Origin of the sequence: Flexivirga endophytica, from assembly GCF_014640635.1 — a bacterium.
Taxonomy (GTDB): domain Bacteria; phylum Actinomycetota; class Actinomycetes; order Actinomycetales; family Dermatophilaceae; genus Flexivirga; species Flexivirga endophytica.
Window position 1 is genome coordinate 785,009 of sequence record NZ_BMHI01000001.1, and the last position, 14,713, is coordinate 799,721.

The 14,713-nt window shown below is 68.8% G+C and carries 15 protein-coding genes; 12 read left to right on the forward strand and 3 right to left on the reverse strand.

Features of this window, described 5'->3' with window-relative positions:
- The first annotated feature begins 14 nt into the window (after positions 1–14).
- The gene (locus IEX71_RS03585; RefSeq protein WP_188835553.1) at positions 15–893 is read left to right on the forward strand and encodes a DUF3152 domain-containing protein; all 879 of its coding nucleotides are present in this window, start codon (positions 15–17) and stop codon (positions 891–893) included.
- Positions 894–932: 39 nt separating this feature from the next.
- Here the strand turns inward: IEX71_RS03585 and IEX71_RS03590 are convergent, their stop codons facing one another.
- Positions 933–1,427, reverse strand: coding sequence for a M23 family metallopeptidase (locus IEX71_RS03590; protein WP_229749427.1), 495 nt, complete (start codon positions 1,425–1,427; stop codon positions 933–935).
- Between the two features lie 268 nt (positions 1,428–1,695).
- On the opposite strand from IEX71_RS03590, the gene IEX71_RS03595 reads away from it, so the two are divergent.
- From IEX71_RS03595 to IEX71_RS03610, 4 genes are all read left to right on the forward strand, one after another.
- Positions 1,696–2,274 carry a sigma-70 family RNA polymerase sigma factor gene (locus tag IEX71_RS03595; protein WP_229749428.1) on the forward strand — a complete coding sequence of 193 codons (579 nt, stop codon included), beginning with the start codon at positions 1,696–1,698 and terminating at the stop codon, positions 2,272–2,274.
- A complete protein-coding gene (locus tag IEX71_RS03600; protein ID WP_188835554.1) occupies positions 2,271–2,933 on the forward strand; it encodes an anti-sigma factor in 663 nt (220 codons plus the stop codon). Before IEX71_RS03595 ends, IEX71_RS03600 begins: the two co-directional genes overlap by 4 nt.
- 80 nt (positions 2,934–3,013) lie before the next feature.
- Positions 3,014–4,567 (forward strand): YncE family protein, encoded by a 1,554-nt coding sequence (locus IEX71_RS03605; protein WP_188835555.1) that lies wholly within the window; start codon positions 3,014–3,016, stop codon positions 4,565–4,567.
- Positions 4,568–4,604: 37 nt separating this feature from the next.
- Positions 4,605–5,354, forward strand: coding sequence for a DUF1775 domain-containing protein (locus IEX71_RS03610; protein ID WP_188835556.1), 750 nt, complete (start codon positions 4,605–4,607; stop codon positions 5,352–5,354).
- A 4-nt stretch (positions 5,355–5,358) separates the two neighbouring features.
- On the opposite strand, the gene IEX71_RS03615 is transcribed toward IEX71_RS03610, so the two are convergent.
- Positions 5,359–6,537 (reverse strand): pyridoxal phosphate-dependent aminotransferase, encoded by a 1,179-nt coding sequence (locus tag IEX71_RS03615; protein WP_188835557.1) that lies wholly within the window; start codon positions 6,535–6,537, stop codon positions 5,359–5,361.
- 280 nt (positions 6,538–6,817) lie between these two features.
- Between IEX71_RS03615 and rpsB the strand changes: the two genes are divergently transcribed.
- Entirely contained in the window at positions 6,818–7,732 is a 915-nt protein-coding gene (rpsB, locus tag IEX71_RS03620) for a 30S ribosomal protein S2 (protein WP_188835877.1), read from the forward strand.
- A 138-nt stretch (positions 7,733–7,870) separates the two neighbouring features.
- On the forward strand, positions 7,871–8,698 hold the full coding sequence (gene tsf / locus IEX71_RS03625) for a translation elongation factor Ts (RefSeq protein ID WP_188835558.1): 828 nt from the start codon (positions 7,871–7,873) through the stop codon (positions 8,696–8,698).
- Between the two features lie 104 nt (positions 8,699–8,802).
- Here tsf and IEX71_RS03630 read toward each other — a convergent pair whose 3' ends face one another.
- On the reverse strand, positions 8,803–10,017 hold the full coding sequence (locus IEX71_RS03630; protein WP_188835559.1) for a glycoside hydrolase 5 family protein: 1,215 nt from the start codon (positions 10,015–10,017) through the stop codon (positions 8,803–8,805).
- Positions 10,018–10,082: 65 nt separating this feature from the next.
- On the opposite strand from IEX71_RS03630, the gene IEX71_RS03635 reads away from it, so the two are divergent.
- The 5 genes from IEX71_RS03635 (at position 10,083) to IEX71_RS03655 (ending at position 14,678) form a co-directional block, all read left to right on the forward strand.
- Complete coding sequence (locus IEX71_RS03635) at positions 10,083–11,270, forward strand: sensor histidine kinase (RefSeq protein WP_229749429.1); 1,188 nt, start codon at positions 10,083–10,085, stop codon at positions 11,268–11,270.
- 35 nt (positions 11,271–11,305) lie between these two features.
- Positions 11,306–12,040: a LytR/AlgR family response regulator transcription factor gene (locus IEX71_RS03640; protein ID WP_188835560.1), complete on the forward strand. Its 735-nt coding sequence runs from the start codon at positions 11,306–11,308 to the stop codon at positions 12,038–12,040.
- Positions 12,037–12,408 carry a hypothetical protein gene (locus IEX71_RS03645; protein WP_188835561.1) on the forward strand — a complete coding sequence of 124 codons (372 nt, stop codon included), beginning with the start codon at positions 12,037–12,039 and terminating at the stop codon, positions 12,406–12,408. Before IEX71_RS03640 ends, IEX71_RS03645 begins: the two co-directional genes overlap by 4 nt.
- An 8-nt stretch (positions 12,409–12,416) precedes the next feature.
- The gene (locus tag IEX71_RS03650; RefSeq protein ID WP_188835562.1) at positions 12,417–13,955 is read left to right on the forward strand and encodes a sodium/solute symporter; all 1,539 of its coding nucleotides are present in this window, start codon (positions 12,417–12,419) and stop codon (positions 13,953–13,955) included.
- Positions 13,956–14,084: 129 nt separating this feature from the next.
- Positions 14,085–14,678: an acetate uptake transporter gene (locus IEX71_RS03655; protein ID WP_188835563.1), complete on the forward strand. Its 594-nt coding sequence runs from the start codon at positions 14,085–14,087 to the stop codon at positions 14,676–14,678.
- The last annotated feature ends 35 nt before the right edge of the window (positions 14,679–14,713 follow it).

Here is a 14,713-nt window from a genome sequence, read left to right on the forward strand (position 1 = left end):
GGTCTACTCAGGGTATGCACGATCCTCACCCGCCGTCGCACCCGTCGCGCGAGGTCCGCGTCGTCCGCACCGTGGTCGTGGCGGCAGTGCTGATCGCCCTGCTCAGTGCCCTGTCGGGTTATCTGCTGCACGGGCGTGGCCAGTCCGCCGGCGCGCGATCATCCGGAGCTTCCGAAGCAGCCCCGGCCGCCACGACACATCCGGTGCCGCCGAGCACCGCACCGGCGAAGGCGACCACTACTGCCAAGCCGTCCGCCACCGCGAAGTCCTCGGCCGACCCGGCGTCGGCGAACAGCACTCGGTCCGCCCCGTCCACGCCTATCACTGTGCCTGCCAACGGTAACGGCAAGTTCACGCCGGTCCTCGTGCCGCAGCGGACCGATGCCAAGACCGGGCGCGTCGTCACCTACCGGCTCAACGTCGAGGGCGGCATGCACGCCGACACTGCGGCGCTGGCGCGCACCCTCGGCGCCGCACTGCTGGATCGTCGCGGTTGGCAGGGCGTCGACGGTGTGAAATTCGTGCAGGTCACGCCCAACCAGCTCGCCAAGGGCAAGAAGGCGCAGATGACGATCAGTGTCGCCAGCCCGCACCAGGTCGACAAGCTGTGCGCCCCGTTGCCGACCCACGGCGGCACGTCGTGCGCCACCGGACAACACGTGATCCTCAACTACAAGTTGTGGGCCCGTGGAGTCGTCTATTTCAAGGGCAAGCTGGGGACCTATCGCGACTACATGGTCAACCACGAGGTCGGTCACGCGCTCGGCCACGGACATCAGCTGTGTCCCCGCCACGGTGCCTACGCGCCGGTGATGGAGCAGCAGACCCTCGGCCTGCAGGGCTGCAAGCCGTGGGCGTGGCCCAAGCGCCCGGACGCACAGGGCAGAGCCTGACCGCAACCCGCACCTCGAGACCGACATATCCGCGCACGGTCAACCCAACGGAAGCAGGCGCACCCGCCTGTCCTCGACCAACGTCAACGGATCGCGGTAGGCGTCCGTGCCGACCAACAGGCCCCAGTGCAGACACGGTGTCGCACCGCAGTGGCCGCCCGCCGACAGCGAACCGATCCGATCACCGGGAGACTCGATCGTGCCCTTCGGGTCACGGTCCTCGACCGGCTCGTAGGTTGTGCGGCGCCCGCCCGCGTGCTGTATGGCGATCACCCCACGCCCGGCGATGACTCCCGAGAACGACACCGTCCCCGGGCCTGCGGCCCGCACCGCCTGCCCCTCGGCGCCGGCCAGGTCGACACCACGATGGCCTGCCGCCCAGGGCTCGGGCGGCGCCTCGAAGGGACGGACCACGGTGGGCCGCGGGTCCAACGGCCACACGAAGTCGCCGGTCGGTGCCGGCTCGGGGAACCCACCGAGGGACGCCAGCGCGGCACTGAAGAACGCCATCACACCCGACCAGCCTTTCGTCATACCGGCAAGGGTGGGAGGGTCCACCGTCCTCGGGCGAGGGCGCGTCCGGCGAGCTGTGGAGGGCACTGCGCGGCCGGAGGGGATGTGGATCGGCGGTCGATCGATCTCTCCTCGGGTGCCATCCGCCGACATGGCAGCATGCCGGTCATCATTGATTTCGGCCTGCGTTCAACACTGGCGCCCACCGCTGCGTATCCCCTCGTGCACATCAGCACACGAGACGGGGAGCGTATGTCGGTCGGTCGGAACACACGCGCGGGTGATGGTCATGACCATGACCGGTAGCCCGGTGCGCTGGCTACGTGGCGGCGGACGATCGCCCGAGGTCGGCCTGCGGGAGGAGCGGGACGTGCAGGCGGCATACGACCAGCACGGGGGAGAGCTGTTCGGGTTCGCCTTCCGCGCGCTCGACGATCGGCAGCTGGCCGAGGACGTCGTACAAGAGACGTTCGTCCGTGCCTGGCGATCGGCTCGCGGCTTCGACCCGGCGCGGGGGAGCCTGCGGACCTGGTTGTTCGCGATCGCCCGCAACGGCGTGGTCGACGCGCTGCGACGCCGAGCCGTGCGAGAGGGCCCGGGCCTGGCGCCCTGGGATGCGGCATCCGAGCCCTTCCCGGTGGCGGACGACGTCGATCGGCTGCTCGACCGGATCCAACTCGCTGAGGCGCTGGACCGCTTGAGTCCGCAGCACCGGCAGGCCGTCGTCGAGGTCTACTACGGCGGCCGCACCTGCGCGGAGCTGGGTGAGGACCTGGGCGTCCCGGCCTCCACCATGCGCAGTCGGCTCTACTACGGCGTGCGTTCGCTACGTCTTGTCCTGGAGGAGAACGGGTGGTTGGCGCCATGAACGAGAGCTGCTTCCCTCACCGCACCGCGCTGACCGAGCATCAATTGCTCGGAACGCCGCTGCCGACCGACGTACGCCGTCACCTCGAGCGATGCCCCGACTGCAGCCGCGAGGCGGCCGAGACCGAGAGTGTCGTCCGCACCCTGCACCGGGCCGGTCCGGCAGCAGCACACCCCGAGGACCGTATGGCGCCGCCGTTCGGCGGACCGTCGCACGACCTGCGGGACCGGATCGTCCGGGAAGTGACCCGGGCCGCACCCGCCCGACGACGTCGACTGCCGCGGGTGGCGCTGGGCGTCGCGGCCGCAGCGCTCGCCGCCGTGGCCGTCGTCGTGCCGGTGTCGCTCAGTGGCGATCAGGCACCCGTCAGCTCGACGTCCATCACGCTGACCAGACATGGGCAGATGGTCGAAAAGTCTTGGGGCACAGAGGTTCCCATCGTCCTGTCCGGGCTCGCTGACGGTCAGACCTACCGGATGATGGCCGTCAACGCCGACGGGAAGAAGGCCCCCGGCGGCAGCGTCAGCGGCAAAGGACCCGCGCCGGTGTCGCTGCGCATGGTGACCGCCATGCCGCGCAACACCATCACTGCACTGCTCGTCGAGGACGAACGCGGGCACGTCGTCAGCCGAGTGCCCGTCCGGCCCACCGCCACCTGACGCAACCAACACCGAACCCCTGACGTCGACCGCGGCGCTCAGGCGATGGATCACACCCGAAACCGTTGAAAGAGAGAGCAATGAGTTCTGCACGCCGCGCCACCTGGATCATGATCGGCGCGTTGGGAGCGGGCGCCGGAGGCGTCACTGCGACCTCCGTCGCACATGCCAGCGAGTCATCGTCCGCCCGTGCCGCTTCCGCGACCGTGGCTACGCAGCACGCCGCCCCGATCTCCAGCCGCGACCGGCTCTACACCGCCGACCAATCGTCCAACACGGTCTCGGTCATCGATCCGGCCACGAAGAAGACACTGGGCACGATCGCGCTCGGTGACCAGCGGCTGGGCGGCAGCTTCAGCCCGCAGTACAGCGGCGACACCGGTGTCCACGGCCTGGCGATCTCGCCCGATCAGCACCGACTGGCCGTGGTCAGCGTCTCCAGCAACACCGTGCACATCATCGACACAAGGACCAACAAGGTGCTGAGCACCACCGACGTCGGTCGAGCAGCGCACGAGGGGAGCTTCACCGCGGACGGCAAGCAGTTCTGGGTGGCCAACCGCGGCCGCGACACCATCTCGGTGGTCGACGCGGTGCACGGGGGACTCGTCAGGAACATCCGCGTCGGCGAGGGCCCGTCGAAGGTCCTGATGAGTCCGGACGGGCGGACGGCATACGTCAACCACACAAGCAAGGCCGAGGTGACCGTCATCGACGTGCGCTCCCACCGGGTGAAGGGGCACATCCGCGATCTGGCGGCGACGTTCTCTTCCGACCAGGCGATCTCACCCGACGGCAAGCGGATCTGGGTCTCGCACAAGCGCGACGGCAAGATCAGCGTGCTCGACCTGCGCAGCAAGCGGGTTGTCACGACCCTCAACACCGGCCCGGACACCAATCACCCGCAGTTCGTCGACACACCGGACGGCAAGTTCGTCTATCTCACCATCGGCGGTCTCGACCAGACGTGGGTCTACCGCAGGACCGCGCACGCGCCGGTGCTGGTCACCAAGATCGAGAACCACGGCCACGCACCGCACGGTGCCTGGCCGAGCGCGGACGGCACCCGCATGTATGTCGGGCTGGAGAAGTCGGACGGTGTGGACGTCATCGACACCAGGACGCACCGGGTCGTCGACACCATCGCCTCTGCCCAGGAGCCGCAAGCGATCGTGTACGCCTCACGAGCCGCCCGTGCCGGCAGCGCCGAGGGGCTGGGTCACCAGGGCCTGGGTCAGCGCGCACACAACGTGCCGACCGTGCTGCCCGACGGCTCGGCCGGTGACCCGATGGATCCCGTCAAGGGGCGGAAGCTGGAAGCGACCATCCGGCCGGTCGGCGGGCTCGACATGATCCAGCTGCAAGCGCGCGGGCTGAAGCCGAGCACGGTCTACGAGGCGTATGCCGTCGACGCCGCGGGCCGGCGAACCGCCGTGATGTCCTTCCCGACCGACGCCAAGGGTGTTGCGCCGATGGCGTTGGCATTCGGGCAGTTCGACGGCAAGCGTGTCGCGATCAAGGTGAAGGGCGAGGCGACGCCGGTCCAGAAGGCTGCGTATGCCGCCGCTGCCGCGGGCAAGGGGCACTCGCACTCCGCCAAGACCGCAGACCTCATCTTCTGCGACTGCTGCTGAACGACTTCCGACACCTGACCTGAGAGGAATCCCCAATATGTCCCGCCGCACTCGACGGCACACCGCCCCCTTGGTAATCGCTGCCGCGAGTGCGGCGGGCGCTCTACTGCTGTGCGCTCCGCCCGCGTCCGCTCACGTACGGGTCATCGGTGACGTCATACCCGGACAGCCCGCGACCCTGAACTTCCGCGTCCCGAGCGAGCTGAAGGAGGCGACCACCGTCCGCCTCACGGTCGACGTGCCCGCCACGCTGACTGTTACAGGTGTTCCGTCGATCGACGGGTGGACGGTACAACGAACCCGCGAGCCGGGCGGGAAGGGCACCCGGTTGGTCTGGACGGCGAAACCGGGCCACGAGATCAAACCCGGTGCGAGCAGAACGTTCCCGGTGCGTGTCGGCGCCATACCCGATCAGCGGTCGGTGGAGTTCGACACCGACCAGACGTACTCCAACGGCACGATCGCGTCCTGGAACCAAGAGCAGACCGGCGCCGAGGAGCCGGAGTTCCCGGTGCCGGAACTCGTCATCGATCCGGCGGCGCCGGCGAACTCCTCGGACACCGACGCTCCGTCGAGTTCGGCACCGGCGACTCCGAACGACGAACCCAGGCAGGACCGGCCCGCGCCGACCGTCGCGGCCGCAGCGCCGTCGGGCAGTGCTGACGAGCCGGACCACGACTCGGATGACGACTCCGGCACGCCGTGGGCATGGCTCGGTGGTGGCACGGTGGCCGCCGCGGCGGTCGCCGGGGGCGGCGGTTTCCTGATCCGGCGAAGCCGCCGATAAGCCGTCAGGCGGCGGAGCCGAGGCGGGCCAACCGCCCCGCGGCCTCGGTCAGCACCTCGGGCCGCTTGCAGAAGGCGAAGCGCACGAGCGTCCGCGCCGCGTCCTTGTCGTCGCAGAAGACCGAGACCGGCACGCCCACCACGCCGCACAACTCGGGCAGCTGCCAGCAGAAGTCGACCGCGTCCGTCGCACCGAGCGGCGCGACGTCGGCGATGGCGAAGTAGGTGCCCTGCGGGTCGCTCACCGTCAGGCCGGCGTCGCGCAGCCCGCGGGTGAGTATGTCGCGGCCGTCCTGCATCTTCCGGGTGAGGCTCGCGAAGACGTCGTCGGGCAGGCCGAGCCCGGTGGCGATGCCCACCTGGAAGGGACCGCCCCCGGCATACGTGACGAACTGCTTGACGGTGGCGCAGGCGGTGACCAACTCCGCCGGACCGCTGAGCCAGCCGACCTTCCAACCGGTCGTGGCGAAGGTCTTGCCGCCGGAGCTGATCGTCAGGGTGCGTTCGAACATGCCCGGCAGCGTCGCCATCGGCACGTGCCGGCCGTCGTCGAAGGCGAGGTGCTCGTAGACCTCGTCGGTCACCACGATCGCGTCGTGCTCACGGGCCAGCTCGGCGATGAGCCGCAACTCGGCCTCGGTGAAGACCTTGCCCGTGGGGTTGTGCGGGGTGTTGAGCAGCACCAGCCGGGTCCGTGCGGAGAACGCCGCCCGCAACGACTCCTCGTCGATCGCGAAATCAGGGAAGCGCAGCGCGCTGGTCCGGCGCACCGCGCCCGCAAGCGCGATCGTGGCGGCATACGAGTCGTAGTAGGGCTCGAAGGTGATGACCTCATCGCCCGGCTCGCACAACGCGAGGACGGCGGCGGCGATCGCCTCCGTCGCGCCGACGGTCACCAGCACCTGGGTGTCGGCGTCGATCGTGAGGTCGTAGAACCGGCGCTGGTGGTCGCTGATCGCCGCACGAAGTTCGGGTATGCCGCGCCCCGGCGGATACTGGTTGCGGCCGGCGCCGATGGCGTTGCGCGCCGCCTGCAGGACAGCGTCCGGGCCGTCGGTGTCGGGGAAGCCCTGACCGAGGTTGATCGCGCCAGTGCGGGTCGCCAGGGCGGACATCTCCCCGAAGATCGTCGCGCCGAAGCCGTGCATGCGGTCGATGAGCGGGTCAGGTGTCGGCGCAGTCATGATCTCGATGGTAATGACGGGCCGGCTCGATTCGCGGCCCGGCGCCGTTGTCCCGTATCCTGGAGAGACGACTCGTGTGCGTTGCCCTCCGGGACCTTGTTCGCGGGTCGAATACGCGCGTCTCACACCGGCTTCGGCCGGGGTGGATCCGCCAGTCCGGTCGGTTCTCGTCGAGGGAGCGGGTCGGTCCGGGCCCATCGGGACGCCAGGTTTGCGTGTGCGCCATACGGGCGCCATACGTGAAGACAAACTGGAAACCATGGAAAGAGAGGACTTCGGCATGGCCGTCGTCACCACCCGCCAGCTCCTCGAGAGCGGCGTCCACTTCGGGCACCAGACCCGTCGCTGGAACCCCAAGATGAAGCGCTTCATCCTCACCGAGCGCAACGGCATCTACATCATCGACCTCCAGCAGTCGCTGACCTACATCAACGACGCGTTCGAGTTCATCAAGCAGACCGTCGCCCACGGCGGCACGATCCTGTTCGTCGGCACGAAGAAGCAGGCGCAGGAGTCGATCCAGGAGCAGTCGACCCGCGTCGGCATGCCCTACGTCAACCACCGTTGGCTCGGTGGCATGCTCACCAACTTCAACACCGTGAGCAAGCGTCTGGCCCGCCTCAAGGAGCTCGAGGAGATCGACTACGACGACGTCGCCGGCTCCGGTCGCACCAAGAAGGAACTTCTCGTCATGAAGCGCGAGAAGGACAAGCTGGAGCGCACCCTCGGTGGTATCCGCAACATGGCCAAGGTGCCCTCCGCGGTCTGGATCGTCGACACCAAGAAGGAGCACCTCGCCGTCACCGAGGCGCGCAAGCTCAACATCCCGGTCATCGCGATCCTGGACACCAACTGCGACCCCGACGAGGTCGACTACAAGATCCCGGGCAACGACGACGCGATCCGCTCCGTCACGCTGCTGACCCGCGTGGTCGCCGACGCCGTCGCCGAGGGCCTCATCGCCCGCTCCGGTGGCGGTTCGGACACCGCCGAGGCGGCAGAGCCGATGGCCGAGTGGGAGCGCGAGCTGCTGGGTTCCGAGGACGGCGCGGCTCCGGCCGAGTCCGCCGAGGCACCGGCTGCCGAGGCACCTGCCGCCGAAGCGCCCGCTGCTGAGGCCGCTGCCACCGACGCCCCGGCTGCCGCTGAGGCGCCCGCCGCTGAGGCACCGGCCACGGAGAACACCGAGTCCTGATCGGACATTTCGCTGCATCGGGTCGTGTGCGCTGAAGCGTGCACGACCCGATGCGGCGAAACACCGTATGTCGCGAGGCTCGCGCCATACGGCCCCCACTCTTTGATTTCGTAGTTCGCGAAGGAGCGAAGCAGACACATGGCCAACTACACCGCTGCTGACATCAAGGCGCTGCGCGAGCAGACCGGTGCCGGCATGCTCGACGTCAAGAAGGCGCTCGACGAGGCCGACGGCGACAAGGCCAAGGCCACCGAGATCCTGCGGGTCAAGGGCCTCAAGGGCGTGACCAAGCGGGAGGGTCGCACCACCGCCAACGGTCTGGTGACGGCGCACGTCGACGGCACCGCCGGCACGCTGCTGGAGATCAACTGTGAGACCGACTTCGTCGCCAAGGGTGAGAAGTTCGTCGAGCTGGCCGCCAAGGTTCTCGACCAGGCGGTCGCCAGCAAGGCCACGGACGCCGAGACGCTGCTGGGCTCCACCGCCGACGGTGGCACGGTCCAGGACATGATCGACCAGGCCGGCGCCACCATCGGCGAGAAGATCGAGGTTCGCCGTGTCGGCCGCCTCGAGGGCGAGAACGTCGTCTCCTACCTGCACAAGACCAGCCCCGACCTGCCTGCGCAGATCGGCGTGCTCGTGGCCACCAAGGGCGGCGACACCACCGTCGCACGCGACATCGCGATGCACATCGCGGCGTTCAGCCCGACGGTGCTGCAGCGTGACGAGATCGACGCCGACACCGTCGAGAACGAGCGTCGCGTCGCGGAGGCCACCGCCAAGGAGGAGGGCAAGCCCGAGGCTGCCCTGCCGAAGATCATCGAAGGCCGGGTCAACGGCTACTTCAAGGAGAACGTCCTGCTCGAGCAGCCGTTCGCCAAGGACACCAAGAAGACCGTGGCCAAGGTTGCCGAGGAGGCCGGTGCCGAGGTTTCCGGCTTCCTGCGCTTCAAGGTCGGCGTCTGAGCTAGCAGTTCCACCCCGAAAGGTCCTGGCAGCGTGCTGCCAGGACCTTTCGCCATCCGTGCCGAGTGACGGCTTCTTCGCCGAGTGACGGTCAGATCAGGCCGTCACTCGCCGAGAGAGCCGTCATTCGGCATGGAGACGGGCGTGATCAGCGGCGGCGTGAAGCCTCCGCCGGGCTGGGAGCCCAGCGCGACCCAGGAGCGGTGGAAGTCGCTGCCCGGCGCGACGAGCGCGCGGGCCGATGGGTCGGAGACGATGTCGGCGGGCAGCGAAATGGACTGCGCTTCTTGCGGATCGGTTGATCGGGCCGACTCGATCGCATCGCGCAACGCGTGCGCTGCCGGCTTGGCGGCGTGGTCGACCGCGAAGAGTCCGAGGTCGTACTCCCGCTCCGGGAAGTCGACCATTCGCCGGTCGATGTCGTGCGAGCACCACCAGGTGATCCCGGTGAGAGTCGGTACGGCGCTCGCCGCAGCGACGGTTCGCCGGACGAACTGCTCGGCGGCGTCATACGGTATGTCCGGCTGGGGAGCACCGACCTCCTGCAGCCATACCGGCCGGTCCGGCGCACCGCATGCGCCGGCCAGCCGGGCGAGGTATGCCGCGTGCGATGTCGTCGCCGGACCGAGTGGACCATCGACGCGTGACGTGCCGTTGAACACCCACGAGTGCACCGAGGACACGTCCCCGAGGGTCGTGACGTCCTCGGCTGAGAACGGATGGTCCGGCGCGTAGAACGCGTCGTCGAAGAGTGAGTGCACCACCAGCTGGTCAGCCCGCGCATGCAGTCGTATGGCGCTCAGCAGGTCCTCAGCCCACGCGTGCGATTCCGCGAGGGTGGTGGCATTGGCCGGCCAGAGATTGTTGACCTCGTTGCCCAGGGTGAACGCGAAGACGTTCGGCTCCGGCGACAGGGCGCGCACCAGTTCCTTGACGTACGAACGCAATCCGTCACGCGCGACGGTGTCGGTGAAGATGCTGCGCTGGTGCCACGTCAGTACCCAGGACGGCAGGAAGTCGAAGCTCGACAGGTGTCCTTGCAGCAGGTCGACGCAGACGTCGAGCCCGCGCTCCGCGCCCAGTCGTATGACGGTTCGCACGTCGGCGACGGCCTGCGCCCGCACATGGGACCGGTTCGGCTGGAGCCACGGCCAGACCGGGAAGATCCGAACGTGATCCATCCCGAGTGACGCGATGTCGTCCAGGTCCCGGGCGACAGCGTCACGGTCCAGATCCAACCAACTGTGGAACCACCCTTCGGACGGGACGTAGTTGACGCCGAATCGGAGTCGGCGAGATCCCGGGGCGAGATATTCCACGAGGTCGAGCCTAGTGAGGGTGATCCAGGGGCGCGCAGGTCACGGTGTGCTCTACCGTTTCGTCGGTGAGCAGCCTGGGAGTCGTGGTGCTGATCGCCGCGATGCTGGTGCTTCCGGTCGCGGCGTTGTGGTGGTGGGCGCGCCGGCACCGGGGGATGGGCAGTGAGGCGGACCGGGCCACCCTCCGCACACTGCACGAGGCCAACCGGGTCGCGCGACCGCTGCGCGAGGGCCTGACCGAGACATCGGCCGAGCGCGCGGTCCGCTCGCTGCGGCCGTTGCTGACCGCACCGGCGGTCGCGCTGAGCAACGGACACGCGGTGCTGGGTTGGGACGGCCCGGGGGAGAGCCACCGTGACGACGTCCTGACCGCGACGGCCTCGGTGCTGGAAGACGGTCGAGCGCGCGTCGACCGGATCAGCTGCACCGACCCGGCCTGCCGGCTGCGTGACGTCATCAGCGTGCCTCTCGTGGTCGGCGGGTCCGTGGTGGGCACGCTGCACGCGCTGGTCACGGTCGCCGGGGCACCGGTCATCAAGGCGACCCATGAAGTGGCCGACTGGGTCAGCGGGCAGCTGGAGTTGGCCGAGGTCGACCGGCGCCGCTCCGGGCTGGCCGAAGCGGAGCTGCGGGCGTTGCGCGCGCAGATCTCACCGCACTTCATCTACAACGCGTTGACCACCATCGCGGCGTTCGTGCGGACCGACCCGGACCGCGCGCGGGAGCTGTTGCTTGAGTTCGCCGATTTCACTCGCTACTCCTTCCGCCGGCGCGGTGAATACACCGCGCTGTCCGACGAACTGCAGTCCATCGAGCAGTACCTCACCCTGGAGCGGGCGCGCTTCGGCGACCGGTTGCGGGTGACCCTGCGGATCGCTCCGGACTGCCTGACGGTGATGGTGCCCTACCTGTCCCTCCAACCTGTCGTGGAGAACGCCGTACGACACGGACTGGAACCGAAGTCGGGTCCGGGCGAGGTGATCGTGGAGGCTGTCCCGGACGGGGTCGACATACGAATCTCGGTGGAGGACAACGGTGTCGGTGAGGACCCGCGCCGCATCCAGGAAGCTCTCGACGGTGTCGCGCAGGCCGACTCGGTAGGACTTTCCAACGTCGACATGCGGATGCGCGCGACCTTCGGCGAGCATTACGGCCTGGTCGTGGAGACGGCCCCCGGTGCCGGCACGAAGGTGGTGATGCGCGTCCCGCGCTTCGCCCCCAGGGCACACCCGAACGACAATGTCGCGCTGTGAGGCCGGTCGGCGGCAGAACTCCTATGGTGGATGACATGCCAGACCAGCTTCGGGTGCTCGTCGTGGACGACGAGCCCCCGGCCCGCGGCGAGCTGGCCTTCATGATCGAGCAACTGGAGCCGGTCGCCTCCGTGCTCGCCGTCGGCTCCGGTGTCGAGGCGTTGCGTGCCCTGGAGTCCATGCCGATCGACGCCGTCTTCCTCGACATCGCCATGCCGGGTCTCAGCGGCCTGGACCTGGCGAGAGTGCTGGCCCGGTTCGAACGTCCGCCGGCGGTCGTCTTCGTGACCGCGCACGACGCGCACGCCGTCGAAGCCTTCGAACTCGATGCGGTGGACTACCTCCTCAAACCGGTTCGCCCGGCGCGGGTCCAGGAAGCCGTCCGCCGGGTGCTCGCCCACGACGCGCCCCCCGCGGTACACGTCGAGGACCCGACGATCCCAGTCGAGCTCGGTGGCGTCACCCGGTTCGTCCGCCGTTCGGAGGTCCACTTCGTCGAGGCGCACGGCGACTACGTGCGGTTGCACACCGGCGACGGTGCGCACCTGGTGCGGTTGTCGCTGGGCACCCTCGAGCGCGATTGGGCGAGCGCCGGGTTCCTGCGCATCCACCGCAGCTACCTGGTGGCGACCAGGCACATCAGCGAGCTGCGCCAGCAGGACCAGCGCAGCGTCGTGGTGGTCGACGGACACGAGCTGGAGGTCAGCAGACGCCGCGCGCGGGAGCTGAAGGACGTGCTGTTGCGCGGCACCGGGGAGCCACGACCGTGACCACGCCGAGCGACCGGGTCCGGGTCCAGCGCCGTCGCAGCGCCGCCGCGGACGTCGCCGCGATGAGTCAGGAGATCGACTCGCAGTCGATGTTGGGTGAGGCGCTGTTGCGGTCCTTGATGCGAGCCCAACTGCGCCTGGCCGCAGTGGTGTTGGCACTCCTGGCGATGACGCTGGGATCGCTGCCGTTGCTGTTCGACGTGGTGCCGCAGATCCGCCGGCTGCACGTTTTCGGCATACCTCTGCCGTGGTTGCTGCTCGGTGTGCTGGTCTACCCGGTGCTGCTGGGCCTCGGTTGGTTCTATGTCCGCTATGCCGAACGCATCGACGCCGGCTTCGTGCGGCTCGTCGACCGGCCGGAAAAGTGATTCCTGCGGTGGGGCTGACCGCCGTCCTGGCGGTCTCGCTGCTCACCCTCGGCATCGGTGTCTTCGGGGTGCGGGTGGCACGCACCACCAGTGACTTCTACGTTGCGTCCCGCAGCGTCGGCCCGGTCGTCAACGCTTCCGCCATCAGCGGCGAATACCTTTCCGCCGCTTCATTTCTCGGCGCTGCCGGTCTCATCCTCGCGCACGGGGCCGACGCACTGTGGTACCCCGTGGGCTGGACCGCCGGATATCTGGTGCTGCTGGTGCTGGTCGCCGCGCCGCTGCGTCGCTCGGGCGCCTACACACTGTCCGATTTCGCCGAGTTGCGGCTGGAGTCCCGGGCGGCTCGGAAGGTCTCCAGCGTCGTGGTCGCGCTGATCGGCGTGCTCTACCTGCTGCCCCAGTTCCAGGGTGCGGGCATCACCCTGCGCACCCTGGTCGGCGCGCCCAGCTGGACCGGGTCGGTGCTGGTTGCCGGGGTCGTGCTGGTCATCGTGTTGTCCGGCGGGATGCGATCGATCACGGTGACCCAGGCGTTCCAGTACTGGCTCAAGCTCACCGCGCTGATCGTGCCGGCGGCGGTCCTGCTGGTGCACTGGCATCGGGAGGGCCGGACCACGTCGCAGGAGTTGCGGGTGTCGGACTGGGTCGAGCCGATGCAGGGCGAGCACGCCACCTACCTGATCTATTCGCTGATCCTGGCGACCTTCCTCGGCACCATGGGCCTGCCGCACGTCGTGGCGCGCTTCTACACCAACGTCGACGGCCGGGCGGCCCGTCGTACGACGCTCGGAGTGCTCGGCCTGCTCAGCGCGTTCTACCTCATCCCCACCGTCTATGGCGTCCTCGGCCGCCTCTACAGCTTCCATCTGGTCGCCGACGGTCGCACCGACGCGGTGGTGCTGGAGTTGCCCAGCGACGTGCTGCACGGTTTCGGCGCGGACCTGCTCACCGGGCTCCTCGGGGCAGGTGCATTCGCCGCGTTCCTGTCCACGTCGTCCGGACTGGCGGTGTCGGTGGCGGGTGTCCTTAGCCAGGACGTGCTGCGTGGTGGATCCGACCCGGTGCGTGACTTCCGACGCGCCACCGCGCTGGTGGTGTCGCTGACCCTGGTGCTCCTGGCGGTCTCCAGCGGCGTGCCGGTCGCTCGAGCGGTCGAGCTGGCTTTCGCGGTCGCGGCATCGACGTTCTGTCCGCTGCTGTTGCTGGGCATCTGGTGGCGCGGACTGACCGCGCCGGGTGCGATCGCCGGGCTGGTCGTCGGCGGGGGAGCGTGCACCGCGGCCGTCGTCGTTGCGCTCGCCGGTTACGAGGCCCCGGGTCTGGCGGGCCCGCTGCTCGCGCAACCGGCCGCATGGACCATGCCGCTCAGCCTGTTCGTGATGATCGGGGTCTCCCTGGCGACGGCCGGTCGCCGCCCGGCGAGCGTCATGCGCACCATGGTCCGACTCCACACACCGGAGCACCTCGACGTGGACCGCGGCACGTTCGACCCGGAGCGGACCGTTCATCCCGGCGAATCGACCGCTCGTCGCGACCTGCGCTGACGTCCGGCGACCATGTGACTCCGCTCACATCATCGGATCCGGAATCTCCTACACGGGGGCACGGGAGCGAGAAGGCTTGGGTCACACGGCGTATGCCGTGCCCATCGCCCGACGTCAGGAGTTCCTTCCATGTCTGAGACGACCACCCGCCCGGCACCGGGTGCACACATCGCCGATCCGGCGGCACTCGGTCTCGGTGCGTTCGCACTCACCACGTTCGTGCTGAGCGTTGTCAACGCCGGCATCGTTCCTGACAAGGTCGAGCCGGTCGTGTTCGGCCTGGCCTTCGCATACGGCGGCGTCGCCCAACTCGCCGCGGGCCTCTGGGAGTTCGCCAAGGGCAACACGTTCGGCGCCACCGCGTTCTGCTCGTACGGCGCCTTCTGGCTGTCCTTCTGGTGGCTGACCGGCCACACCGACCTGTCCGGCGCAGGTGCCGATGTCAACAAGGGTCTCGGCGTCTACCTGCTGGCCTGGGGCATCTTCACGCTCTACATGACGGTCGCAGCCATCCGGGTCAGCGGTGCGGTCCTGTTGGTGTTCGTACTGCTGACGATCACCTACTTCCTGCTGGCGTTCGGTGAGTTCGGCACCAGCAGTGGGCTGACCAAAGCCGGCGGGTATGTCGGCCTCCTCACCGCGATCGCTGCGTGGTACGCATCGTTCGCGACCGTCGTGAACGTCACGTTCAAGCGCACGGTGATGCCGACCCTCCCGCGCTGAACCCGACGATCAGACTGTTGCTCGGGCGGCATTCT